The sequence below is a fragment of the Paenibacillus sp. MAH-35 genome (assembly GCF_058135425.1).
Genome location: NZ_JBYUPU010000050.1, coordinates 17181 through 39937 on the forward strand (window position 1 = coordinate 17181; position 22757 = coordinate 39937).

At 55.2% G+C, this 22757-nt stretch carries 22 protein-coding genes and 2 riboswitches; of the genes, 10 read left to right on the plus strand and 12 right to left on the minus strand.

What is annotated here, in order from left to right:
• Positions 1–115 precede the first annotated feature (115 nt).
• Positions 116–883 carry a type I methionyl aminopeptidase gene (gene map, locus AC3Y2E_RS30605; protein ID WP_379217096.1) on the minus strand — a complete coding sequence of 256 codons (768 nt, stop codon included), beginning with the start codon at positions 881–883 and terminating at the stop codon, positions 116–118.
• A 124-nt stretch (positions 884–1007) separates the two neighbouring features.
• Between map and AC3Y2E_RS30610 the strand changes: the two genes are divergently transcribed.
• Positions 1008–2069 carry an acyltransferase gene (locus tag AC3Y2E_RS30610; protein ID WP_379217097.1) on the plus strand — a complete coding sequence of 354 codons (1062 nt, stop codon included), beginning with the start codon at positions 1008–1010 and terminating at the stop codon, positions 2067–2069.
• A gap of 88 nt (positions 2070–2157) precedes the next feature.
• On the opposite strand, the gene AC3Y2E_RS30615 is transcribed toward AC3Y2E_RS30610, so the two are convergent.
• Positions 2158–2526 (minus strand): LysM peptidoglycan-binding domain-containing protein, encoded by a 369-nt coding sequence (locus tag AC3Y2E_RS30615; protein ID WP_379217098.1) that lies wholly within the window; start codon positions 2524–2526, stop codon positions 2158–2160.
• 216 nt (positions 2527–2742) lie between these two features.
• On the opposite strand from AC3Y2E_RS30615, the gene AC3Y2E_RS30620 reads away from it, so the two are divergent.
• The 3 genes from AC3Y2E_RS30620 to AC3Y2E_RS30630 all read left to right on the plus strand — a co-directional run bounded on the left by AC3Y2E_RS30620 (position 2743) and on the right by AC3Y2E_RS30630 (position 4572).
• Positions 2743–3222, plus strand: a complete 480-nt coding sequence (locus AC3Y2E_RS30620) for a hypothetical protein (RefSeq protein WP_379217099.1) — start codon at positions 2743–2745, stop codon at positions 3220–3222.
• The gene (locus tag AC3Y2E_RS30625) at positions 3212–3808 is read left to right on the plus strand and encodes a hypothetical protein (RefSeq protein WP_379217100.1); all 597 of its coding nucleotides are present in this window, start codon (positions 3212–3214) and stop codon (positions 3806–3808) included. The genes AC3Y2E_RS30620 and AC3Y2E_RS30625 overlap by 11 nt, the downstream gene beginning before the upstream one ends.
• Positions 3809–3888: 80 nt before the next feature.
• Positions 3889–4572: an MOSC domain-containing protein gene (locus tag AC3Y2E_RS30630; protein WP_379217101.1), complete on the plus strand. Its 684-nt coding sequence runs from the start codon at positions 3889–3891 to the stop codon at positions 4570–4572.
• A gap of 794 nt (positions 4573–5366) precedes the next feature.
• Here AC3Y2E_RS30630 and AC3Y2E_RS30635 read toward each other — a convergent pair.
• Positions 5367–5633, minus strand: coding sequence for a hypothetical protein (locus AC3Y2E_RS30635; RefSeq protein WP_332075733.1), 267 nt, complete (start codon positions 5631–5633; stop codon positions 5367–5369).
• 63 nt (positions 5634–5696) lie between these two features.
• A riboswitch (cyclic di-GMP riboswitch) is annotated at positions 5697–5782 on the minus strand.
• A 211-nt stretch (positions 5783–5993) separates the two neighbouring features.
• On the opposite strand from AC3Y2E_RS30635, the gene AC3Y2E_RS30640 reads away from it, so the two are divergent.
• On the plus strand, positions 5994–7745 hold the full coding sequence (locus AC3Y2E_RS30640; RefSeq protein WP_379217102.1) for a methyl-accepting chemotaxis protein: 1752 nt from the start codon (positions 5994–5996) through the stop codon (positions 7743–7745).
• Between the two features lie 472 nt (positions 7746–8217).
• The gene (locus tag AC3Y2E_RS30645) at positions 8218–8955 is read left to right on the plus strand and encodes a YwaF family protein (RefSeq protein WP_379217103.1); all 738 of its coding nucleotides are present in this window, start codon (positions 8218–8220) and stop codon (positions 8953–8955) included.
• A gap of 22 nt (positions 8956–8977) precedes the next feature.
• Here the strand turns inward: AC3Y2E_RS30645 and AC3Y2E_RS30650 are convergent, their stop codons facing one another.
• The gene (locus tag AC3Y2E_RS30650) at positions 8978–10345 is read right to left on the minus strand and encodes a UDP-N-acetylmuramoyl-tripeptide--D-alanyl-D-alanine ligase (RefSeq protein ID WP_379217104.1); all 1368 of its coding nucleotides are present in this window, start codon (positions 10343–10345) and stop codon (positions 8978–8980) included.
• Between the two features lie 111 nt (positions 10346–10456).
• The gene (locus AC3Y2E_RS30655) at positions 10457–10936 is read right to left on the minus strand and encodes an NUDIX domain-containing protein (RefSeq protein WP_379217105.1); all 480 of its coding nucleotides are present in this window, start codon (positions 10934–10936) and stop codon (positions 10457–10459) included.
• 372 nt (positions 10937–11308) lie between these two features.
• On the opposite strand from AC3Y2E_RS30655, the gene AC3Y2E_RS30660 reads away from it, so the two are divergent.
• The 3 genes from AC3Y2E_RS30660 to AC3Y2E_RS30670 all read left to right on the plus strand — a co-directional run bounded on the left by AC3Y2E_RS30660 (position 11309) and on the right by AC3Y2E_RS30670 (position 13097).
• Complete coding sequence (locus AC3Y2E_RS30660; RefSeq protein WP_379217106.1) at positions 11309–11569, plus strand: ribbon-helix-helix protein, CopG family; 261 nt, start codon at positions 11309–11311, stop codon at positions 11567–11569.
• Positions 11566–12705, plus strand: a complete 1140-nt coding sequence (gene dnaN / locus AC3Y2E_RS30665; RefSeq protein WP_379217107.1) for a DNA polymerase III subunit beta — start codon at positions 11566–11568, stop codon at positions 12703–12705. The genes AC3Y2E_RS30660 and dnaN overlap by 4 nt, the downstream gene beginning before the upstream one ends.
• 122 nt (positions 12706–12827) lie before the next feature.
• A complete protein-coding gene (locus tag AC3Y2E_RS30670) occupies positions 12828–13097 on the plus strand; it encodes a hypothetical protein (protein WP_379217108.1) in 270 nt (89 codons plus the stop codon).
• 129 nt (positions 13098–13226) lie between these two features.
• Here the strand turns inward: AC3Y2E_RS30670 and AC3Y2E_RS30675 are convergent, their stop codons facing one another.
• The 3 genes from AC3Y2E_RS30675 to AC3Y2E_RS30685 form a co-directional block, all read right to left on the minus strand.
• Positions 13227–13874: a thiamine diphosphokinase gene (locus tag AC3Y2E_RS30675; protein WP_379217109.1), complete on the minus strand. Its 648-nt coding sequence runs from the start codon at positions 13872–13874 to the stop codon at positions 13227–13229.
• A 44-nt stretch (positions 13875–13918) separates the two neighbouring features.
• Complete coding sequence (locus AC3Y2E_RS30680) at positions 13919–14572, minus strand: YigZ family protein (protein ID WP_379217110.1); 654 nt, start codon at positions 14570–14572, stop codon at positions 13919–13921.
• A gap of 123 nt (positions 14573–14695) precedes the next feature.
• A complete protein-coding gene (locus tag AC3Y2E_RS30685) occupies positions 14696–16057 on the minus strand; it encodes a glucose-6-phosphate isomerase (RefSeq protein ID WP_379217111.1) in 1362 nt (453 codons plus the stop codon).
• Positions 16058–16218: 161 nt separating this feature from the next.
• Between AC3Y2E_RS30685 and AC3Y2E_RS30690 the strand changes: the two genes are divergently transcribed.
• Positions 16219–17520 (plus strand): NAD(P)-binding domain-containing protein, encoded by a 1302-nt coding sequence (locus AC3Y2E_RS30690; protein WP_379217112.1) that lies wholly within the window; start codon positions 16219–16221, stop codon positions 17518–17520.
• Here AC3Y2E_RS30690 and ppnP read toward each other — a convergent pair.
• The 4 genes from ppnP to AC3Y2E_RS30710 form a co-directional block, all read right to left on the minus strand.
• Positions 17490–17810 (minus strand): pyrimidine/purine nucleoside phosphorylase, encoded by a 321-nt coding sequence (ppnP, locus tag AC3Y2E_RS30695; protein ID WP_379217113.1) that lies wholly within the window; start codon positions 17808–17810, stop codon positions 17490–17492. The genes AC3Y2E_RS30690 and ppnP overlap by 31 nt on opposite strands.
• A gap of 349 nt (positions 17811–18159) precedes the next feature.
• Positions 18160–20175 (minus strand): transketolase, encoded by a 2016-nt coding sequence (tkt, locus tag AC3Y2E_RS30700; RefSeq protein WP_379217114.1) that lies wholly within the window; start codon positions 20173–20175, stop codon positions 18160–18162.
• A 376-nt stretch (positions 20176–20551) separates the two neighbouring features.
• Positions 20552–21232 carry a CAP domain-containing protein gene (locus AC3Y2E_RS30705; protein WP_379217115.1) on the minus strand — a complete coding sequence of 227 codons (681 nt, stop codon included), beginning with the start codon at positions 21230–21232 and terminating at the stop codon, positions 20552–20554.
• Between the two features lie 8 nt (positions 21233–21240).
• Positions 21241–21379, minus strand: a riboswitch (cyclic di-AMP (ydaO/yuaA leader).
• Positions 21380–21628: 249 nt separating this feature from the next.
• The gene (locus AC3Y2E_RS30710; RefSeq protein ID WP_379217116.1) at positions 21629–22711 is read right to left on the minus strand and encodes a hypothetical protein; all 1083 of its coding nucleotides are present in this window, start codon (positions 22709–22711) and stop codon (positions 21629–21631) included.
• Positions 22712–22757 lie beyond the last annotated feature (46 nt).

Below are 22757 nucleotides of genomic sequence, written 5' to 3' on the forward strand. Positions count from 1 at the left end.
AGCTAAGGGCATGATCCCACAAGGCGATAGAGGCGAGAATCGGATGTGAAAGGCGGGCGAAACGATTAGACGGGGAACGGCTCCCGTACCATCAGTTGGCAGGCCGGGCTGCAGCCTACCGGACATACAGTCTCGGCTTAGGGAGCGTCAGGATCAGCGGACCGGAGCGGGTAATCGCGACGGTATGCTCGTATTGGGCGGATCGTCTGCCGTCCACCGACCTCGCGGTCCAGCCGTCCGGATCGATCGTCACTTCGGGTGTACCCGCTGTCAGGATCGGTTCGATCGTTATGACCATCCCTTTCTCCAGGCGAACCCGGCGGCCCTGCTTGCCGCTGTGGGGGACCGGGGGCCACTCGTGAATCGACTGCCCGATGCCATGGCCGGTAAAATCGGCAAAAACCGAGTAACTGCCGGCGCTCGCAACCCGATGTATCGCGTCAGCGATATCGCCGACCCTTTTGCCCGGCCAGGCTTGGGAAATACCGGCGTACAGACATCTTTTGGCGGTTTTCATCAGCCGGAGCGAAGACGCCGGCACGTCACCGACCGCATACGTCCAGGCGGAGTCGGCCAGCCAGCCGGACCGGTTGACGACCATATCAACGGTGACGATATCGCCGCTCTTCAGTGGTTTGTCGTCCGGCATACCATGGCAGGCGACCTCATTAACCGAGGAGCACGTCGCATGCGGATAGCCGTTATATCCTTTCTGCTCGGGCGTAACCCGATGATCGGCCATAAACCGTTCGACGAAGCGGTCGATATCCAGCGTCGATATTCCCGGCCGGATGTAGCGCTTCAGCGCCCGCCGGCATGAAGCGAGCACCGCCCCTGCCTTCGCCATCCGGGCGATCTGCTCCTTGGTTTTCCACTCGGTCATACGGCTCTCTCCCTCCCGGAATCTCCCGGAATCCGCCACGATTTCTATGGGAATCCCGGCCGGTTTCAAGTATACTTAGGATTTGGCGGCAATCGCTGATTCACTACGAAAGGTAGCGGTTCTTTTGAGCAAACCAAAACTATGGGAGCTGGACATCGTGAGAGCGGTGGCGATCGCGGCCGTACTTCTCATTCACGGGACATCTTCCTCCAGAATGGATCTGCCGCTCGGCTCCCGGTCCAGCACGTTTTATTTCGCCATCAACAATTTGAGCATTTTTGCGGTGCCGGTGTTCATTTTCTTAAGCGGACTCGTCTTGTTCTACAGTTACTCCGACACATGGACCGTCCGGCGTACGCCCGGCTTCTACCGGAAACGGCTGCAGTTTATTTTGATCCCTTACCTGATCTGGTCCGTTTTTTATTACATGTACAACCAGTGGCTCGACCCTACGGTCAAAATCCAATTCTCTCTAGGCCAATTCGCCGATTTGCTTCCCTGGGGGCTGGCCGCCTACCATTTGTATTTTATGGTCATCATCATGCAGATGTACGCCCTTTTCCCGCTGCTGATCTCCCTCGTTAAACTGTGGCGTCCGCTTGGCCGGTACTTATGGCTGTTCGGCATACTCGTCCAAGCCGGTTATTTCGTGTACCGGCAATTCGAGGATACGCCTCTGCAGTACGGCGACCGGCTGTTCATTACGTATTTCGCCGTGTTCTGTATCGGCGGATCGATCGGCATGCATTATGAACGGTTCGTCGGCTGGCTGAACCGAAACATCTGGTGGATGACCGCCGCGGCCGCCTCGGTGGGCCTGATTTATTTGCTGATCACCTTGCAGGCGTTTCGCGGCATGCGGGTCGAGGCGTGGGAGTACGAGCTGATGTTCAATCTGTACCCGACCCTGGTGGCGATGGCTTTGATCTGGATCGGCCGCCATTGCGTCGAGAACGCTCCGCGCCTCACCGCCGTATTATCCTCATTTGGCGCAGCCTCGTTCGGCATCTATTTTACACACGTGGCGCTTATGTCCTATTACGGGACGCTAGTGAGCGTGCCTGTCGGACAGGCGGGTTACCATATCGCCGTATGGGGCAATATTGTGCTGATCTTCACCGTTCCTTGGGCCGTCGTCCATCTGCTGAAGAAGGTGAAAGGCTCCTGGCTGTTATTCGGCAAATAAGCAGCGGACCGGATGTGAACAGAACATCCCGACACCATGCAAAAAGGCGCTTCCCCAGGGGAGCGCCCTTCTTTTTGGCCTGGTCGGCTTAACGCCCTTCGAGCCTCCGGACTCGCTCCTCCAAACGGTTGACGCGCTGGCCGAGGCGTTCGACTTCGTTGTCCGTGCGGCGGAGCTGCCGCTGCAGTTGATCGGTTTCCGCTTCCAGACGGGAAACCCTTTGCTCGAGCGGGCGCCCCGGTCCGGGTCCAGGCCCCGGAGGAAAAGGTCCCGGCGGGAACGGCCCGGGCGGAAACGGAAAGCCCGGCTGCACCGGCAGCGGAATAAACAACCTTTGCCCGGCATAAATATTTCCCGGCGCGGCAAGGCCGTTGGCCTGAATAATCGCCTGCACCGATACGCCATGACGATTCGCAATCGAATACAGCGTATCACCGGGCTGTACGACGTAATTCATCTATAATTCCTCCAGTCACCTTGATCGGTCGGATCGTATCCCCTTACCAGTGTATGCGCTCGTTGGGTGTTTGGCCCGGGGCATCCGCCCGGCTCCCCTGCATAATCGCCTGCACCGGTATGCCGGACTTTTCGCACAAATCCGTTTCAGCCCGCAACCTCACTATTTTTCGCGGGTCCTATTATAAAAGAGCAAATGAAGGCGGTGAACCGAACGATGAGAAAAATGACGGCTGCTGTGGAATGGATGCTGCTGATTCTCCTCGTCCTGTACCTTGCCCCCATGGTCATCCCCTTTTCCGACATGCATCATTTCAGCCGCGACATCAACCAGGCCAAAAAGGAAGGGAGCTTTTACCCCGGAAGTCCGGATCGCCAAACGTATTATGACAGCAAGCTTCGCGTAGACGGCGTCATTTATCGCGAAGGCCAGCTGAGCGTCTATATGACGGGAACCGGACTCGGTCCATACAGCAAACTGCCGTCCAACCTTCAAATCGAGACCGACTCCGGGGCGCCATTGCAATATTCAGGGGGAGGAAGCAGCCATAATGTGTTGCGGACCGAAGGGTACTATGTATATAAAAATGTCCCCGATCAGATCCGGTCAGTAACGATCCGCAATCGGGAACCGGCCTACGGACAATCGTTCGCGTTTCATATCCCGCTGGAAGGGAGCGGTCGCCATGGCGAGTAAAAAGCCGAGACTTTGGATCGGGCACCTGATCCGCTGGCTCCTCATAACGGCCGCTTTGACGTTTATCGCCAGAGCTTCCTACGGACCCGAACCGTGGAAACTTACAAGCGTGACCCGTCAGGCGTTAAGCGGAATGGAGCTGCCCGACGCAGCTATCGTATCGGTAGACCCGGGCGAACGCGGCGTGCGTTCCGTGTTGCTCGCAGACCGGGAGAACGGCCTGTACCACCGGATCTTTGTCGCGCGCAAGTTCGGAATGCTATGGAGCAACCCAGGCGGAGGCAGCTTCCGGATGCCTCTAGATCCCGGAATTAAAGTAGATTTCCGCGGAGGGATGACCACAATAGAGGACTACAGGTTTTTTTACTACTCCGGCCAAATAAATGATCCTGCGATCGCCAGACTGCAGGTCGTCTGGCAGGACGGCGTATCCCAGGACGTCACGGTGCAAAATGGCCTTTATCAAGTGATCCGGGCGCTGCCGGCACGTTCATCGACATGGAATCCCCAAGACAAACTGATCGCATACGACAGTCAAGACCGGACCCTATACGAGCTTAGTCCGGAACGCAACGAAATACGCTGATCTCCCGCCGGCTTGAGTTGATGGCCATCCTCTCAGCGTGTATGCTGTACAGAGAGGATCGTATAAAGGAGATCGGAGTTATGGATATTCGCATCGTATCGCTTAATGTCGGAAAACCGCAGTCGTTCATCTACAAAGGCGCCGCAGTAGAAACGGGGATCTTCAAGCAGCCGGCGGAGCAAGGTCCGGTCCTGCTGACCGCAACCAATTTTGCAGGCGACGGCCAGGCCGATCTCGTCCACCACGGGGGGCCGGACAAAGCCGTATGCGTCTATCCGTTCGAGCATTATGCTTACTGGGAGCGCGAGTTGAACCGGACTATGCATTACGGGGCGTTCGGGGAAAATTTGACGGTGCTCGGCATGACAGAGGACCGGGTGTGCATCGGCGATATTTACGCCTCGGGAGAGGTACGGCTTCAAGTGACGCAGCCGAGGCAGCCGTGTCACAAGCTGGCCAAAAAATACGATATCCCGGACCTCGCGCTGCGGGTGCAGCATACGGGCTACACCGGCTTTTATTGCCGCGTGCTGACGCCGGGACTGTTCGACCGGAACGCCCCTCTGACCTTGGAGCGCCGGCACCCGCTCGGCATAACCGTTCAATACGCCAACACGATCAAACATCACGACAAGATCAACCTGGACGGCATTGCCGCCCTGCTGGCAGTAGAGGAGCTGTCGGGCAACTGGCGGGCCTCCTTCGAGAAACGAATCGCAGGAACCGAACCGTCCGAGGGCGAGCGGTTAAACGGGAAGCCGTAACCCTCGGCTCTGCATCCTCGTTCTTGCGAGCAGACCGCGTTTTGTCTTCGCTGAAACGACATATGTGCGGGTTAGTTAAATGGCAAACTGGCTAACTAGTTAACTAATTAACTAATTAACTAATGAGCTAACTAACCAACTCTAACCAACCAAATAGGAGCCTTTAGTACCCTATTTTCGGCCTTTTCAAATAACTAACACGAATAGAGGCGGTCTGCACCCCTTATTTCAACCAACTGGTCGCGTCTGCACCCTTTTCGCCGATTTTAACAGCTCCTAATCGCTCTTATTCCGTGTCCAGGCCAGTTTTCGGACAAAATAAAGCATACAAACGAGACTGTCGATTCATTGTGTAGAAGTGTTAGCAAGACCGTTCCAAGTGAAAAGTTACCTTCTTCTGCTCAAACAGGTTGTCCGGAATCCCTTGATTGAATAAGGATTGTAAGGTAGGGGATTCCAGACAAAACTCGCCAGAAGGTAATCTTTTCCCTTTCCACTTGGTTGTCCACAATGAATCGACAGCCTCACAAACCGCTCTTATTCGGTTCTGTCCCCGCTTGGAGCTGGACAACAGGCTAAAGCTAAACGGCCGCCCACGATAGGCGACTTTGCAGTACTGCCGCACTTGGAGCACTTGTGGCACTTGCGGCACTTGCGGCACTTGCTGACTCGACAAGCAGATGGCCCCATCCCCGTTTTAGTACGGTGGAAACTTTGATCTACCCAAAAAAGACCGGCAAGGCTCAACCTTCATCCGAAGGCTGGACTTTGCCGGTCTTTCCATATTTCCTCTATTAGCAAGCACAAGGCTTGAACGTATGATCTTTGATCGTCCGGACTACTTTAATCGACGTAACGGAAGTAGCCAGCGGCTGTCTTGGCTTGAAGGTGAGATTCAAGAAATCGGTAAGCTCCACTTCATGACCGGAATTTTTGAACGCTTCGACGAAATCGCCGACAGTCGGTTTTTTGCCGAGCTCGCAATAGATGTCGATCTGCTTGCTCACTTTGCCAAATTTGTCAAAATACTCCACCGTCGAGTAATATCTTTCCTTCAACATACAGTTCCTCCTAAGAAGTGTAGTCTACCGAATGTTGATGGAGCAGCTTCGCCTCCAACCATTTTCGGCAACCCGGCCGCCTTAGAGAATCCTCCTTAGGCCCGTCGGCTTTGCGTCCCGGACTTTCGTCCGGTTTGCCTTTATCGTCCTGCTCAGAAACGCGCTTTCATACCCGTATTACCTTCTACTATACAATATTACGGGACATTTTTCTAGACGAAATCTTCCAAGTCAAGATGAAATTCGAGCACTCGTTTTGCTGCTTTAGCACTATTCACTTTGTGTTGGTTCTTGTCGAATAAAAAGTATACCCGGATGCCGAGATGGCGGAAGGGAAATCCATATATAGGGGGAACGAGCATGTCTACTCATTGGAGCCGGAGCATCATTGCCAAGCTGAGCTTTTTCGCCGCGCTGTGCGCACTGCTGATGACGGCCGGACAAGCCGCAATTTCTTATTTGCAGCAAAAGGATCAGTATTATAACGAGCTCAAACAGTACCAGCAGATGGTGCACAAGTCTGTCGAGCAGCATGCCGGAAAGTTCGCTTCGCTCAAAGACTTTATCAAGACCAACAAAAAAGCCGATCTGGCACAGCCGGGCATTGCCCTTATTCAACCTTATATGGACCTGTACACCGGATCGGGCGGCGTGGCCAATACGTATCTGCTCTATCCCGGAACGATCGAATCCGGGGGCAAAACCGCGATGACGATCATGCTCGCGAACAAATCGCTTGCCGATTCCGGCTTCCAGCCTTCCACTCCGTACGAGCTGCCTCCGGCATTTACGAAAGCGATCCGGGCGGCGGAGAGCGGCGAGATCGGGGTATCCGACGTATTTTCCGACGATTATGGGACATGGGTCAGTATTTTGAGTGCGATACGCGATGAGAATGGCGGCGTTACGGCCATTTTGGGTATTGATTTCGATTATGCGAACGTACAGCATCAGCTGGACGCCAAGCTGAGAACCAGCTTGCTGGTCGGCCTCCTCACCGGGACGATCGCCGTGGCAATGATGATCGCCGTCATCGTATGGATCATCAGGCCGGTTCGCGAACTGACCCGGATTACTCAGAAAGTGGCCGGCGGGGATCTGACCGAATCGGTCTCGATCCGGCGCAAGGACGAGATCGGCGAGCTGTCCGCCTACTTCGGCGTCATGATCGGCAATATCCGCGAGATGATCGGGCGCATCCGCGAGACGTCGGACGTCGTCGCCGAGAACGCCGAGACGCTGCACGGAGGATCGGAGCAGACATCGGAAGCTGCCCGCCACGTCGCCATGTCGATCGAGCAGGTAGCGGCCGGTACCGAGCGGCAGTTGACGAGCTCGGAGGAAAGCGCCAAAGCGATGGAGGAGATGGCGCAGGGTGTCCAGCGGATCGCGGAGTCGGCGGTAACCGCAGCCGATTCGTCCAATCAGGCGTACTTGCTCGCCGAACAGGGAAGCGAGCAGGTGCGCGGCAACAGACGACAGATGACGGCCATTCAGGGTGCCGTCAACAGCGCGTCCGGCTCCATGGAACGGTTGGGCCGGTTATCCGACGAGATCGGATCGATTACATCGCTCATCTCGACCATCGCCGGACAGACGAACCTGCTCGCTCTGAATGCGGCGATCGAAGCGGCCCGGGCCGGGGAACACGGCCGCGGCTTCGCCGTCGTATCCGGTGAAATCCGCAAGCTCGCCGAGCAGTCCCGACAAGCTGCGGTCCAGATCCACGATCTCGTCGATTCGATCCAGGCGGGGACCCGCGAAGCGATCCAGACGATGCAGACGGGAGCCAGCGAAGTGGAGGGCATGTCCGAAACCGTCGAATCGGTCGACCGTTTATTTACGAGCATCGTCGGTTCGATCGAAGAGGTAACCCGTCAGATTATGGAGGTATCCGCCTCGTCCGAGCAGATGTCCGCGAGCTCGCAGGAGGTAAGCGCCTCGATCGCCGAACTGGCGCACATCTCGAAGCAGGCGACCGAGTACACGCATCAAGTCGCGGCCAGCTCGGAAGAGCAGCTCGCATCCATGGAAGAAATCGTCCGCTCGTCCACCGCTTTGCACGATACGGCGCAGCAGCTGCGAAGCGTAATCGACAAATTCAAAACGTAAAACGTACGGGCTCCCTTCTTATTTTGTAATCAAATTGAAATGTTATTTTCATGGAACTCTAATGTTCGGGCGTTATACTAATTCTCGACCCCCTTTTTTCATATATAATGTTTACGACCCGCGGCCCGTTGCTTGCGGGTCGCTTTTTTTGCGCTTCATCGCAGCCGCCGGGATACAAAGATTTCCGGACGTTCAGGAGCATAATCGCCCCGTCCAGTAAGGCTCGCCTTATTTGTAATCAAACTGAAATCTGTTTTTCATCTCTCTCTAATGTTTACGCGCTATACTAATTCTCGACCCCCTTTTTTCATATATAAATGTTACGACCCGCGGCCCGTTGCTTGCGGGTCGCTTTTTTTGCGCTTCATCGCAGCCAAGATCGCGACCTTCAAAGGGATTTATCTGGAAAATTCGGAGATTTCATGGTTATAATAAAGCAACAACCGCTAGAAAGAAGCAAGGGGGGGTGCTAATGAACCGTTTTCTGGATGCGAATGATCCGGCCGGATTTGCCGCTTATTCCGCTTCCCATCTGGGAGCGCTGGCCGTTCTGGTCGTCCTGCTCTTGATGCTGTACGGATTGCGCCGCTGGTTCCGGTACGGAAACAGAAGCCGTTACGGCCGGTACGCTCTCGCCGGCGTGCTCGCTTTGTCGGAATTATCGCTAAACGTATGGTATGTGACCGAGGACGTGTACAGCGTCAAGGATACGCTTCCGCTGGAGCTCTGCAGCATCACCTTGTACTTATGCGTATTCATGCTTCTTTTCAAAAGCCGGTTTTTATTTGGAATCGCTTACTTCACAGGAATCGGAGGGGCGATGCAGGCGATGTTGACGCCGGTGCTATATTACGATTATCCTCATTTCCGGTTTCTCGAATTTTTCGCCGCCCATATCGCGATTCTATTGGCCGTTTTTTATATGGTTTGGGTCGAGCGTTTCCGGCCGACCTTCCGCTCGGTGCTGCTTGCCATGGGATTTCTGAACGTGCTGCTCCCCGTCATCCTGTTCGTCAATGTGGTCACCGGCGGCAACTACATGTTTCTTTCCGGCAAGCCGGAAACGCCTTCCCTGCTCGATTGGTTAGGTCCGTATCCGTGGTATTTGCTGTCGCTCGAGGCGGCCGCCTTCTTCCTGTTCCTGCTGCTGTATGTTCCGTTTGCCCTGACTCCCGCTTCCCCGGCCGAACAACAGAACAAGCCTGGGTAACAAGCGTCCGGCCAGGCGGCCTTTACATCAGCGCATCCGCCGCTTTCTCCAGCCCCATTCCTCTAGACGCTTTCAGGAGGACGGCATCGGACGGCTTCACGATCTCCCGAATCCATCCGACCGCCTCCTCCCTGCTTCTGAACGCCGCCACATGCCCCGGGGGATACACCTTCGCTGCTTCCTTGGCGATCTCTTCGCCAAGCTCTCCGATCGTAACGACATATTGGATACGTTCGGGATTCAACATCCGCCCGATTTCCCGATGAACTTCCGCCGCCCGGTCGCCGAGCTCAAGCATATCTCCGGCTGCCATAATTTTATTCCCGCCGCCGCCGAGCTGCTCGAACGTCTCGATCGCGGCCTTCATCGAAACCGGACTAGCGTTCCAGGCATCGTTAATGATCGTATAGCCTAGAGACGAATGCAGCACTTCCATCCTCATCCCGGTAACTTTTGCAACCTGCAAACCTGCCGCTATAAGCTCCCTGGGAATGCCGAGCAGCCTCGCTGCAGCGATTGCCGCCAAGGCGTTGTTCACGTTATGCCGGCCGAGCAGCGGGATGCGATACGAGGCGTCGTCGAGCTTGAACCAGGTTCCCCCGGGATCGTCGCCAACCTCACCCGGCACGAGATCGTGGGAAGCGTCCGTTCCGAAACGAACGGTGCGGGGGAGTGGCAACCGACTGCTTGCGCCTTCAACTAACAAACGTTCGTCCCCGTTATAAACAAGCACCCCGCCTTCCCTAAGACCGGCGGCAATCTCCAGCTTCGCTTCGGCTATCGCTTCCCGGCTGCCCAAGGTAGACAGGTGCGATACGCCAATCATCGTAATGACGGCAATATCCGGCTGGGCGAGCCGGGATAACCGCCCGATCTGGCCGCGTTCGCTCATTCCCATCTCAATGACGGCGACATCGGTATCCGGCTCCATCTCCAAGATTGTCAGCGGAACGCCGATCTGGCTGTTCAGATTACCTTTTGTTTTGTGCACCTTGTACATCGTACCGAGAATCGATTCGATCATATCTTTCGTTGTCGTTTTGCCATTGCTTCCGGTAACGCCGATCACCTTCGCCGGCAGTTCGCTGCGGTAGCCGGCGGCCAGACGCTGCAGCGCCTCCGTGCAATCGTCGACGAATAGAAGCGGTACGCCGGGCGGGGGATTCGGGTGGTCGTGCTGCCAGAGCGACGCGGCTGCTCCTTTGGCAAACGCTTCTTCCACAAAATCGTGGCCGTTCTTGATCCGGACGATCGGGACATACAGATTGCCCGGACGAATCGTCCTCGAATCGATAGACACGCCCCGGACATTCACTTCTCCGAAAGATGGCGGCACTCCGCCGCGGCTTCCGGCCATTGACGCGATCTGCGACAATTTCCTTCGAATCACAGTTCGTCCCCCTTTGCGTTTGAATTACGGGTGGAGCGTACAGTTGAACCGGTTGTTCGATGCCGCTGCGCTCCCGTCATAACGGCCTGTTGGTATGAGGGAAATTCGCCTTCAGCCGCCGCCGTGCTGCAATCTGGATAACAAGTTGTAGGCCGGGTTTACTTCCCAGGTTTCGTAAGGGACCCAAGCTTTCGCTTTCATGGCGTCGAGGGTGCGGGATCGCTGCTGCGGACGTGTGATGTAATCGCCGATGTTGGATTCGTTCAACCCGATATATCTCGCTTCCGCGATTTCCTCCGGCTGAATCCGGATGTCGCCGCTGACGTATTCCGCTTGAAAGACGACAACCAGCACCTGCTTGGTCGCATTGTAATAAACGCCTGTTACTCCGAGCGGACGGATGACGATTCCCGTCTCCTCCCGCACTTCCCGCTTTACCGCTTCATCCAACGGCTCCCCTGCCTCGACGCAGCCTCCCGGCATCTCCCACGTATCGGAGCGCCAATGTGTCCGGACCAGGAGCACCTCCCCGCTTTCGTTTTGGACCAACGCGCCAACAGCTACAACATGCTTCGGAGGTACATATTCCAACGCGCATCACCACCTCGTTTTAGATACATCCCAATATACCTTATCCATCCTATTCCTGGGGCTGATATCATCATGATTGTTTCCTGATGAAAGCGGAGCGGTTTATTATGAAAAACCGTCCGGTAAAGTTGCTCACACGGTCCTTTGACGTGCAACCCCATACGTTGGTGCGTGGGAGGGAATGATGTTGGCTGGCATGTTCCGATACGCTGAATACATCATGCGTAGCACAGACTCGTTTACAATATAAGAGTCTCCAATCCGCTAAAAAGAACACAGTTGTCCGCTTCACGAGACTGTGATACGCTTAGATCAGCGAATATTATGATTGAAGTTACTTTATTCTAATAAAAAGAAAACGGTGAGCCGCATTTGAACGAGGAAGAGATCAAATTAATCGTCCCCCGACAGGAAGGCCAGATCAGCGCCATGTTCTCGCGCGGCGGTCCCCGGGAAGGCGCCGGACGCAAAGCGATCGGCCAGACGCGCAAGCTGTCGCTTACACTGTCCGAACCGGCATGGGCCGAGCTGGAGAACCGGTGCCGGGAAAGCAATCAGACGAAGTCGGAATGGATCCGGGAGCTGATTACGAATCATTTCGCAGCGAAGACGGACCGGCAGGAGGATTTATGAAAATTGAAGTCTCGCAAGCGGAGCTGCTTCATGCGTTGCAGCAGACGGCGCGGGCGGTTCCGCCCAGCAGCCCGCTTCCCATCCTGGCCGGTATGGTGCTGCGTATTCATCGGGAAGGCATCACGCTGCTTGCAGGAAGCTCGCCGATGGTCATCCGCACCGACATCCGCATTCCGATGCCCGGTCTGCCGCGGGAAACCGAAGACAACGGCCTCGTCGTACCCGCCCGGACGTTCGCGGACATCGTGCGCAAGCTGCCTCCCGGACCGGTGGAGCTGGAACGAACCGACCGGTCCATGCTGTGCATCCGCGCGGGCAGCGGGCTGTTTCGCCTGTGCGGTACAGATGGCGAGGAATACCCGGCTGCGCCTGAAATCGGACGGCCGACGCTGCAGCTCCGGCTGCCAAATGCGGTATTGAAGTCGATGATCCGGCAAGTCGTTTTTGCCGTCTCGGCCTCCGAGACGCGGCCGATTCTCACCGGAGTATTGTGCAGATCCGACGGCGAGCAGTTGAAGCTCGTCGCCACCGACAGCGTGCGTTTCGCCTCCACCGCCTCACGGATCGAGCAACCAAGCGACACTCCCCCGTTCGAAGCGATCGTCCCGGGACGATGCATGGCCGAGCTGGCCAAAATGCTGCAAGACGATCACGGGGAGAGCCGGATCGATGCCGATGAATCGCTGATCCGCTTCCGCACGGCGGATATGACGCTAAGCTGCTCCCTTCTGCACGGCTCTTACCCTCCCATCGACAAGCTGGTGCCGGCAAGGCCCAGCTGCGAATTAAAGGTCGATACGGAGAAGCTGCTGCAGGCGATCGAGCGGGTGACTTTACTGTCCGGCGAAGGGTGTGTCGTTTTCTTGCATACAGTCTCTGCCCAATCCGCAGCGTTAGTCGGCCAAGCGGCCGAAGTGGGCGACGTCAGGGAAGAGGTGCCGATCGAGACCTTAGCGGGAGAAACAATGGGGGTCTCGTTTAACGGCAAATATATGACGGATATTTTGCGGGCAATCGCCGGCGGTCCGCTGATGCTGCGCTTTTACGACAAGCTCGGCCCGATCGCCGCCGAACCGGAGCCCGCGGCCGGTTCCTCCTCTTTGTATCTGCTTACGCCTATCCGTACATCGCGATGATCGCACACCGTTTACAGCACAGACGTATTCAGGCGGGTATGACACGAATGTATTCTTTCCTGACGGACCGGGAAAAGTAAAGCGGACCATTCCAGATATCTTTTATCCGGAGGTGAATCACTATGGAGCAGCGCGGTAAGAACAGCGAACAACTGGAGCAAAACTTGGCGGACGCCCTGACCGAAGGGGAGATGGAGGAAACGACTCCTGACGAAGCGGCGGTTCGGCGGCTGAGCCCCCGGTACGAAGTGCGCGTGCAGATGGAGCGCGACCCGATCGTCGAAGAGACGTTGCTCTTCAGGCGGATGGCGAAAGAAGTGGACAACAGGTATGACAAGTATATGTCGCGGACACAGCCATCCTGCGATCCGGACCACGAGGCAGACGGTTGAAAGTCAGCCTGTATCCGATACCCCGGAAGACGGGGCCGGGCTCCCGAAGCTTGGACCCAATGGGAAAACAAGCTCCGAACTCTCTATATCAAGTAAAAAACAGCAGGTTACGGTCCAAGCCGTCGCCTGCTATTCGTCTTTACTCTGAATGACCAGCAGCATGCCGTCGCGGATCGAGACATGCCCGCTCTCTTCAACGATGACGTTGCTGATGCCCAGCGATTGTCCGATCGATAACGTCGCTTCCGTCAGTGGATACAGAAAACCTTGCAGCGTAATTCCGGTTACTTCCGCACTGAGCGGAAGCAAGGAGACGTTGGCGAACTGGCCTTTGTGCAACGCCGTCGCCTGACCGGGTCCGAGCAGCCTCAGTTCATTGTGGCGATCCGCGATGAGGGAAGGAATTCCGTGCTGCAGCCCTTTGCGCAGCAAATGGACGTTGGCGAGCGAATGATCGAACCGGCTGCCAAGCGCCCCCAGCAGTACGATCCCAGCCGGCCGGCGATCCAGCGCCCAGTTAAACGCCATCTCAGTATCGGTCCAATCTTTCATCACCGGATCGCAGTCGATCAAGGCGTCGCTTGCTTGCCGGATCTCGTCCAGCTCCTCGGCCGTCACCGAGTCGAAATCACCTAGCGCTAGCGCCGGCCGGTAGCCGTTCCTCACGAGAAACAACGCGCCCCGGTCCGCTCCTACGAGCAAGTCGCCGGATTGAATATACCCGCTCACCCAGTCTCCAAGCGTACCGCCTGAGACGATGACTATTCGGGATGACATCCGTCCTGCCTCCCCGTCGTTTAGATAACTTGCTTTTCTCCAACTCAACCGCTTCCGCTTCCCTGCTCCTGAACTTCCCGGTACTCTACCGTACCGGTCGTAAGCCGGGCTTGACCTTGCGTCAGATCGGTCATCCAGGCGAGAAATGCCTCCGCTTCTTTCGCGCGGGGCCAACACGCAATCGTCACCTTGTCGGTAAAAAACGTTTCTCCGAGCATCGTGCCCCGGCCCCGAAGGCCGTTCTCGACTTTCCCGTGCCACGTGTAATCGATCTCGACCCGCACTTCCTGATGAAGCGCCAGCGTAAGCGGCTCTGCCGCAGCCAAACCTTCGACAGTGGCATCCGTATAGGCGCGAATCAATCCGCCCGCTCCGAGCATAATGCCGCCGAAGTAACGGGTCACGACGACGACCGTGTTTTTGAGCCCTTGCTGCTTGATCACTTCAAGAATCGGCTTGCCTGCCGTTCCGCTCGGCTCCCCGTCGTCGGATTGCTTCTGGAATTCATCCCGTTCCCCTACGACATAAGCCGAACAATTGTGCGTGGCCGACCAATGCTCTTTCTTGATCTCCTCGATAAACGCGACCGCTTCCTCTTCGCTCTCGACCGGCTTCACATGACCGATAAACCGCGACTTCTTGATGACGATCTCGGCAGACGTTTGCCGCCGCACGGTCCGGTATTGTTCCAGCTTCATCCGAATCCTCCTCTCGTCCGTTATGTGCGCCAAAAGAGCGGGCGGCGGCAACACCCGCACAATCCCGCTCCCACACACTTCATGCTTTCGCTAGCAGCAGCATCAGCCTGCCGCCTGTCCCTCTTATTCGCCGAGGCGCGCTTCCAGCTCCGCCTTTTCCTTCTCATATCCGGGCTTGCCCAGCAGCGCGAACATATTTTTCTTGTACGCTTCCACGCCCGGCTGGTCGAACGGATTGACGCCGAGCAAGTAACCGCTGATACCGCACGCTTTTTCGAAGAAATAAACCATATAACCGAACGAGTACGCCGAAATATCCGGAATCGTCACGATCAGGTTCGGCACGCCGCCGTCCGTATGCGCCAGCATCGTTCCCTGGAACGCTTTTTTGTTGACGAAATCCATCGTCTGACCGGCCAGGAAGTTCAAGCCGTCGAGGTTTTCCGGATCGGTGCCGATTTCGATTTGTTCCGGTACGTCCGCTACTTGGATAACCGTCTCGAACAAGTTGCGCGCGCCTTCCTGGATAAACTGCCCCATCGAGTGAAGATCGGCGGAGAAGTCGACAGAAGCCGGGTAGATACCCTTCTGGTCTTTCCCTTCGCTTTCTCCGTATAACTGCTTCCACCACTCGGAAACGTAATGGAGCGACGGCTCGTAGTTCACGAGAATCTCGATCGCTTTGCCTTTGCGGTACAAGGCGTTGCGTACGGCCGCATACTGGTAGCTGGCGTTGCTGTCCAGATCCGGGTTGGCAAACTCCCGGGAAGCGTCGGCCGCGCCTTCCATCATCGAACCGATGTCGATTCCCGCCGTTGCGATCGGCAGCAGTCCTACCGCCGTCAGCACGGAGTAACGTCCGCCTACGTCGTCCGGAATAACGAACGATTCGTAGCCTTCCGCGTCGGACAGCTTCTTCAGGGCGCCCTTCTCGCGGTCCGTCGTGGCGTAGATCCGTTTGCGTGCGCCTTCCTTGCCGTATTTGCGCTCCAGCAGCTCCCGGAAAATGCGGAAGGCGATAGCCGGCTCCGTCGTCGTCCCGGATTTGGAGATAACATTAACCGAGAAGTCTTTGCCTTCCAACAGTTGAATCAGATGGGTGACATAGGTCGAGCTGATATTGTTGCCGACAAAATAGATTTCCGGCGTATGGCGTTTCTCTTTTGGAAGCACGTTATAAAAAGAATGCGACAACATCTCGATCGCTGCGCGCGCGCCCAGATAAGACCCGCCGATCCCGATGACGACAAGCGCGTCGGAATCCCCTTGAATCCGCTTGGCGGCTTCCTGGATGCGGGCAAACTCCTCTTTATCGTATTGCGTAGGCAGATCGATCCATCCCAAGTAGTCCGATCCTGCTCCGGTTCCCTTATGCAGCTGCTCATGGGCTAAACGTACCGGTTCGCGAAAATATTCGATTTCGTGCTGCTGCACGAATGCGGCAGCGCGGCTATAGTCAAATTGAAGCTTTGGTTTCTGAGTCATTTCCTTACCCCTCCTCGGTTTTCATTAGCAATAGAATACTTGAATTGTCCGCGCAAAAGCAAGTAGTGGGTCATTCACAGAGCTTTCGGATAGTGCTACAATGGTTCTAGGTCCAGCAGCACTCCAGGCACCATCTTCTGCAAACATTCGAGGTGAAAATAATGAAAAAAATCGGCTTTATCGGCCTGGGAACGATGGGACTGCCCATGGCAGCCAACCTGCTGCGCAAAGGCTTTTCATTGACTGTATACAACCGTACATCCGAAAAAACGGCGGAGCTGGTTCGTCAAGGCGCCCATTACGCCGCCACTCCGGCCGAAGCGGTGCGGGACGCAGACGTCTTGATAACGATGCTTAGCAACGATATAGCACTCCGGCAAACGTTCTACGATCCGAATGGAATAATAGAAGGCATCCGTCACGGCATGACGGTGATCGACTGCAGCACCATTTCCCCGCATATGAGCAAGACTCTGTATGCCGAACTGGCCGATCTGGCCGTCGACTTCCTGGATGCGCCGGTAACCGGCAGCAAGCCGGCAGCGGAGAGCGGCACGCTTCTGTTCATGGTCGGCGGACGGGAAGAAGCGCTTCATGAGCACCGCGACGTATTCGAAGCGATGGGCAACCGGATCGTTTATATGGGTCCTTCCGGATCGGGCTCCTATGCCAAGCTTGCCCACAATACGATGGTCGGCATTAACGCCATCGGCTTCGTGGAAGGAATGGCGCTTGCCGCCAAGGCGAATATCGACCTGGAAAAATTTTACGAGATCGTCCTGGCCGGCGGTGCAGGCAGCAAGCAAGCTGAGCTAAAAGGCCCAAAAATGTTGAATCGCGATTTCGCCACCCAATTTTCGATGCAGCTGATGCATAAAGATTTGCGGCTCGCTTCGCAGCTCACCGATCAGCTTCAATTGACCGCTCCGCTCCTTGGTCTGGCCAAAAGCGTCTTCGAGATGGGCCTCAGCAAAGGGCTCGGCGATCAGGATCTAAGCGCTGTCGTGATGTGTTATGAAGAATGGATGGACAAGAAGATCGAAGTATGTAAGCGGGAAGAAGTTCCATCCGAGGAGCTGCTGCCGAAGCTGCAATTAAATATCGAGCGTCGCCGCAGCGTCCGGGTCCCTATGAACATCCGGCTTCTGCTGTCCGTCTACCAATGGGAGCACGAAGGGGCGTTTTCCGGTCAAAATATCGAAGGCACGCTGTACGACTTGTCCGACAGCGGCCTCCAATTGACCAGCACATTTCCGCTTGCGCAAGATATGTTCGTCGTGATCCATTTTCCGCAGGATGCGGCCTTGCCGCCGATTACGGCGCGGATTATCCGGGTCATCTCGGACGGCACCGAATTCCGTTACGGCTGTATGCTGTCCGGACTTCCTCCGCATACCCGGATCAAGCTGGAGGAATATATTCAGCTCAAGCTTCAGGAGACGGAGATGAACGAGCAGACGTAATCGGTGATCGTTTTCACGTCCACCTTAAACGTAGCGCCCGCCGGCACCTCGAACTGCATGCCGCCCGTGAAAGGCTTCCATTCGGTCTCTCCGGGCAGCAGGACGAGAAGATCGCCGGCCGTTATTTCCATAATCTCGACGACATCGGTCGTGAATTGAAATTGGCCCGGCAGCATGACGCCTAACGTTTTTTTGGAACCATCGGCAAATACGACCGTACGGCTCGTAACGCCGCCGTCGAAGTATACGTTAGCTTTTTTCAGTACTGTGACATGATCGAATTGAGACACCTTGGTTTCACTCTCCCTGGTTGGATGGTGTGCTGCAAGTTTAAACGAACGCAAGATCAACAAAATCAACAAAAGATCAAGATAAGGGTCCCTCAGGGACTCTTTTTTTGTCGAATTACCCATTTTATTGAAAACGAGAGTTGGCAGGCCCGCTATGCCACTGCCTGCCAAAGCGGACTGGCCCTTCCCATGTCGTATGACCCGGGCAACCGGCAGCTTTTCTTGGTTCTAGGTGCCCATCGATAAATTCAGAATAAGAGCTCCGGAGAGCTCTTATCCACCTTCTTTATCTCAGATTGCAGACCTGAATAACAAACGCAAGACAACAGGTCCGTACCATCGGCTCTCCTTACAGCAGCGCCTTAACTTTGGCTGCCACGTTGTCGACCGTAAAGCCGTACTCGGCGATAATTTTAGCCGCAGGCGCGGAAGCTCCGAACGTGCTGATGCCGAGAATCGCTCCGCCGTCGCCGACGTAACGCTCCCATCCGAGCGGGTACGCCATCTCAACAGCAAGACGGGCTTTTATGCCGGACGGAAGTACCGATTCTTTGTATTCTTTCGATTGCTTCTCGAACAGTTCCCAGCTCGGCATGCTGACGACGCGTACGCGCACGCCGTCTTCGGCCAGCTTCTTCTGAGCTTCGACAGCAAGCGATACTTCGGAGCCGGTCGCCAGAATAATCGCCTGCGCCGAGCCGCCTTCCGCTTCGGACACGACATAAGCTCCGCGGGCTACGCCTTCGCGGGCCTTCTCGGACGTCGACTCGAGATTCGGTACCGCTTGACGGGTCAGTACGAGCGCGACCGGTCCGTTTTTATTTTCCAGCGCATACCGCCATGCTTGCGTCGTCTCGTTGGCATCGGCCGGACGGATGACCGTGACATTAGGAATGATGCGCAGCGCCGCCAATTGCTCGATCGGCTCGTGAGTCGGACCGTCTTCGCCGACACCGATGCTGTCATGCGTCAGGACGTACGTAACCGGCAAATCCATGATCGCCGCTAAACGTACGGCAGGACGCAGATAGTCGGAGAATACGAAGAACGTGCCGCCGTAAGGCTTAACGCCTTTGTGCAGCGCCATCCCGTTCATCGCCGCCCCCATGGCGAACTCGCGTACGCCGAAGTAAACGTTGCGGCCGCTGTAATCGTTGCGGGTCATCTGGCCGAGGCCTTTCATATGCGTCATTGTCGAAGATTCCAGGTCGGCCGAGCCGCCGATGAACGACGGAATTTTGGACGCGAACGCGTTGATTGCGTTACCGGAAGCGTTACGAGTACCGATCCCTTTATCCGCCGGGCTGTAGGTCGGAAGATCGGCATCCCAGCCTTCCGGAAGCTCGCCGGCTACGGCTGCCTTAAATTGCTTGGCCAGTTCCGGATACGCCTTCTCGTATTTGGCGAATAGCTCGTTCCAAGCCAGCTCTGCCTGCTCGCCTTGCGATTTCAGACGGGCAAAATGCGCAGCAACTTCCGAAGGGACGTGGAAATGTTGATCTTCCGGCCACTCGTAAGCTTTCTTGGTGAGCGCGACCTCGTCTACGCCGAGCGGTGATCCGTGAGGTCCCACATGACCGCCTTTACCGGCTTTGTTCGGGCTTCCGTAGCCGATTACAGTTTTCACTTCAATCAGCGAAGGACGCGGGTCCTGCTGCGCTTCCCTTACAGCCGCATTGATCGCGGCCAGATCGTTGCCGTCCTCGACGCGGACATAGTGCCAGTTGTAGCCTTCGAAGCGGGCTTTTGCATTTTCGGAGAACGACAAGTTCAGCTCGCCGTCCAGCGATATATCGTTCGAATCGTACAGGACGATCATTTTGCCGAGCTGCAGATGGCCGGCAAGCGAAGCCGCTTCGCTGGAGATCCCCTCCATCAGGTCTCCGTCGCCGCAAATAACATATGTATAGTGATCGATAATGTTCATATCGTCACGGTTATAAGTAGCCGCCATATGAGCTTCAGCCATCGCCATACCGACGGCGCTTGCAAACCCTTGTCCGAGCGGACCGGTCGTTGCGTCTACGCCCGCCGTGTGGCCGTACTCCGGATGACCCGGCGTCTTGCTGCCCCATTGACGGAAATTTTGCAAATCTTCCATAGACAAATCGTAGCCGCTTAGATGAAGCAGGCTGTAAAGCAGCATCGAGCCGTGCCCTGCCGACAGAACAAAACGGTCGCGGTCGATCCATTCCGGATTGGCCGGATTATGTTTCATCAGGTTAGCGTAGAGCGCGTATCCCATCGGAGCTGCTCCCATCGGCATGCCGGGGTGCCCCGAATTCGCTTTTTGCACCGCATCAATAGACAGCGTGCGGATCGTATCGATCGCCAATTGATCAATCGATTTCGTTTGAGACGTCATCGTTCCATTCCTCCCAAAAATCGGTATTCGCCGCGTGCCGGGTGTCTACCCTGCGCGAACCCCCTTCTTCGTCCAGCGGACACTTTCAGTCGCTTGCATTATTGTACCACTTGATTTGCTTGTTTGCCACAGAACCAAGGCAAAATGCGGTGTCGATTTACAAAACTCCCCCGGATGAAAGGACAGCTCCTGCAGGCATGTCCGTAACTTCCGGGGGAATTGACGTTTTTTTAATTTTGTAAACACGACGCTTCTTCCGTCCTTCAAAGGAACGCCGGCTGTTTCTTATTGTAACAAAACGATGACTGGTTCATGCGCTGTCTGTGAGGGCATACTGCCAAAACATTGTACATTCCCAATAGAAAATGACCTTGTATTAGTTCGCAATAAACTCCTGCACCCATTCGCCGTTATAATACGCGACGCCGATCTTCGTGAAGTTCGGGCTCATAATATTTTGACGGTGACCCGGGCTGTTCATCCAGGCGTTCATCACTTCCTGCGGATTGCGCTGGCCTTTGGCGATATTTTCGCCGGCATATGTGTAACGGATTCCGTAAGAACGCATCATATCGAACGGCGAACCGTAAGTCGGCGAGTTGTGATCAAAATAGTTGTTGTTGTACATATCTTTCGCTTTGTCCATCGCCATCGCCGTCAGTGCCGGATCGTTCGCGAGCGGCTTCAATCCCGCTTTGGCGCGTTCCTGGTTGACCAGGGTCACTACTTGGTCGGCATACGGAGTCGAAGTATCCGCTCCGGAACCGGTGCCTTGTCCTGTTCCGCCGCCGTTTCCGTCCCCGCTGCCATTCCCGCCTCCGTACCACGAACCTGTCCCCGGGATAACGAGCTTCATCCCCGGCCATACTATATTCGGATTCGCCACGTGCGGGTTCGCCTGGATGAGCGACTGCAGGCTGACCCCGTAACGCTGCGATATTTTCCACATCGTGTCGCTATGATTCACCGTGTACGAAGTTGCGGCGAAAGCGGAACTTGTTCCGGCAACTACGCTGAGTGCAAGTACCCCGGCCATTACTGTCTTTTTGAAACGCATGTAAACCATCCTCTCCTTTTTGCGGCCTGCGAGGTTAGCTGACGGATTCGGGTCAAAGAGCAATCACCCGGCCAACAAACGTTGGCTTCACCCCGGTGGATCTGGGTTCCCCCGCGCTTCACAATGAAGCTTCGGCCTGTCCGTATTCCTCATGAAAAGCTCCGACCGTCTTGCCGACCAGCCGTCCTCCATGCGGTTTTCTCATCTTAACACGGGATATACATGTGTTCATTGCATAATGTTTTCCAAGCGGTCTGCACCGTTAATTGATAGGTACTTTTTTGGGGACCCTGCACTTCATTCTAAAATGCTAGGCAAAAAAATCACAACCTCCTATATCCGCATTGTTAGCGAAGATCGAAGGTTGTGTTTCGTTACAAAATGAAGGTTTAATTACTAATTTCTCCCAAAGCGTTCGAGCCAGGTTTTGATTCCGGTTGGATTATAACCCCGCTTATCCGTCCATTCGATGATGCCGTTGTCTAAAAAATCTTGTATCTCTAATAGGTCGCTTCCGTGAGCATAACCTTCCAGCTCGGTGATATAGAATGATTTAAAGCGCACCTCAGATCCGAACTCAGGCGGATTTTTATAGTCGGAACCAAACCAACTTATTGTATATAGCTTATCATCATACCCAACCGCTGTTGCGTATATTTGGGTGATTTCTATTCCATAATCTGTAATTAAACGTTCAATCATATTACTTACATCTTTACGGTCAAATGTAATTGCAAACTGGGCATACTGTTCCGGTATAGTATCCGATTTTGAGTTCGCGTTGTTTCTGTATTGTTTGAGCGCTTCTTTGGAGTTTATATAAGCGGCATCGCTCTTGATTTTGGCTGCTGTCGGTTTCTTCTGCGGTCCATAGTACCGAATGACCGGATCTTCTGATGTGTACCGTTCAGTGGGCCACTGTACCTCCTGCGAATTGTTCCAGGATACGCTCGATATTTTATCGCTAGTGTCTGGCAAATCATTTACAGAGCCATTCGGCTGGGCGAATCTTTGCAGCGATTCTATCGTCACCTGGTGCGTCTCATCGTTCCCCGATCGTTTCCAAAATGTTCGGACAAAATAAGGTGTGTCCGCACGAAGCTGCTCCGGATCCCAAATCGTCGCTTTGATCCGATAACCTTCCGAACTATTCTCCGGAACCCTCTCGAATTTTGCTGCCGGAACGTTCGTGAAAATCGCTTGAGGCTCCAACTCGTCGGGCCGATCCGATCGAAACTCAAATGCAGGAAAACGGATATAATGCTCATGCTTAATAGAAGAGAGCTGCCGGTCCGTCCACTCGAATCGGGCGGCTGCGGCGAACACATCCGTACTGGTTTTGAACGCCTCAAACGAAACGGCAGCAGGTTTATCCCAATTATCAGAATCGGAATTGCGAATGATAGACGGTTCTGCCCCTACAGCCGACAGCCAAATAAGCTGGAATAACAGAACGATGGCAGTAACTATACGTTTCATCTTATCGTTTTCCCTCCAAAGCAAATAATCTACACTCCTTTATCCA

What these genes read in the sequence shown, in the direction of transcription:
- AC3Y2E_RS30680 (WP_379217110.1), bottom strand. Translation starts at nt 14,572, where the DNA reads ATGAAGCTGGAACAATACCGGACCGTGCGGCGGCAAACGTCTGCCGAG.
- AC3Y2E_RS30625 (WP_379217100.1), top strand. Translation starts at nt 3,212, where the DNA reads ATGGCGAGTAAAAAGCCGAGACTTTGGATCGGGCACCTGATCCGCTGG.
- AC3Y2E_RS30640 (WP_379217102.1), top strand. Translation starts at nt 5,994, where the DNA reads ATGTCTACTCATTGGAGCCGGAGCATCATTGCCAAGCTGAGCTTTTTC.
- AC3Y2E_RS30705 (WP_379217115.1), bottom strand. Translation starts at nt 21,232, where the DNA reads ATGCGTTTCAAAAAGACAGTAATGGCCGGGGTACTTGCACTCAGCGTA.
- tkt (WP_379217114.1), bottom strand. Translation starts at nt 20,175, where the DNA reads ATGACGTCTCAAACGAAATCGATTGATCAATTGGCGATCGATACGATC.
- AC3Y2E_RS30690 (WP_379217112.1), top strand. Translation starts at nt 16,219, where the DNA reads ATGAAAAAAATCGGCTTTATCGGCCTGGGAACGATGGGACTGCCCATG.
- map (WP_379217096.1), bottom strand. Translation starts at nt 883, where the DNA reads ATGACCGAGTGGAAAACCAAGGAGCAGATCGCCCGGATGGCGAAGGCA.
- AC3Y2E_RS30645 (WP_379217103.1), top strand. Translation starts at nt 8,218, where the DNA reads ATGAACCGTTTTCTGGATGCGAATGATCCGGCCGGATTTGCCGCTTAT.
- AC3Y2E_RS30635 (WP_332075733.1), bottom strand. Translation starts at nt 5,633, where the DNA reads ATGTTGAAGGAAAGATATTACTCGACGGTGGAGTATTTTGACAAATTT.
- dnaN (WP_379217107.1), top strand. Translation starts at nt 11,566, where the DNA reads ATGAAAATTGAAGTCTCGCAAGCGGAGCTGCTTCATGCGTTGCAGCAG.
- AC3Y2E_RS30685 (WP_379217111.1), bottom strand. Translation starts at nt 16,057, where the DNA reads ATGACTCAGAAACCAAAGCTTCAATTTGACTATAGCCGCGCTGCCGCA.
- AC3Y2E_RS30710 (WP_379217116.1), bottom strand. Translation starts at nt 22,711, where the DNA reads ATGAAACGTATAGTTACTGCCATCGTTCTGTTATTCCAGCTTATTTGG.
- AC3Y2E_RS30675 (WP_379217109.1), bottom strand. Translation starts at nt 13,874, where the DNA reads ATGTCATCCCGAATAGTCATCGTCTCAGGCGGTACGCTTGGAGACTGG.
- AC3Y2E_RS30670 (WP_379217108.1), top strand. Translation starts at nt 12,828, where the DNA reads ATGGAGCAGCGCGGTAAGAACAGCGAACAACTGGAGCAAAACTTGGCG.
- AC3Y2E_RS30615 (WP_379217098.1), bottom strand. Translation starts at nt 2,526, where the DNA reads ATGAATTACGTCGTACAGCCCGGTGATACGCTGTATTCGATTGCGAAT.
- AC3Y2E_RS30620 (WP_379217099.1), top strand. Translation starts at nt 2,743, where the DNA reads ATGAGAAAAATGACGGCTGCTGTGGAATGGATGCTGCTGATTCTCCTC.
- AC3Y2E_RS30630 (WP_379217101.1), top strand. Translation starts at nt 3,889, where the DNA reads ATGGATATTCGCATCGTATCGCTTAATGTCGGAAAACCGCAGTCGTTC.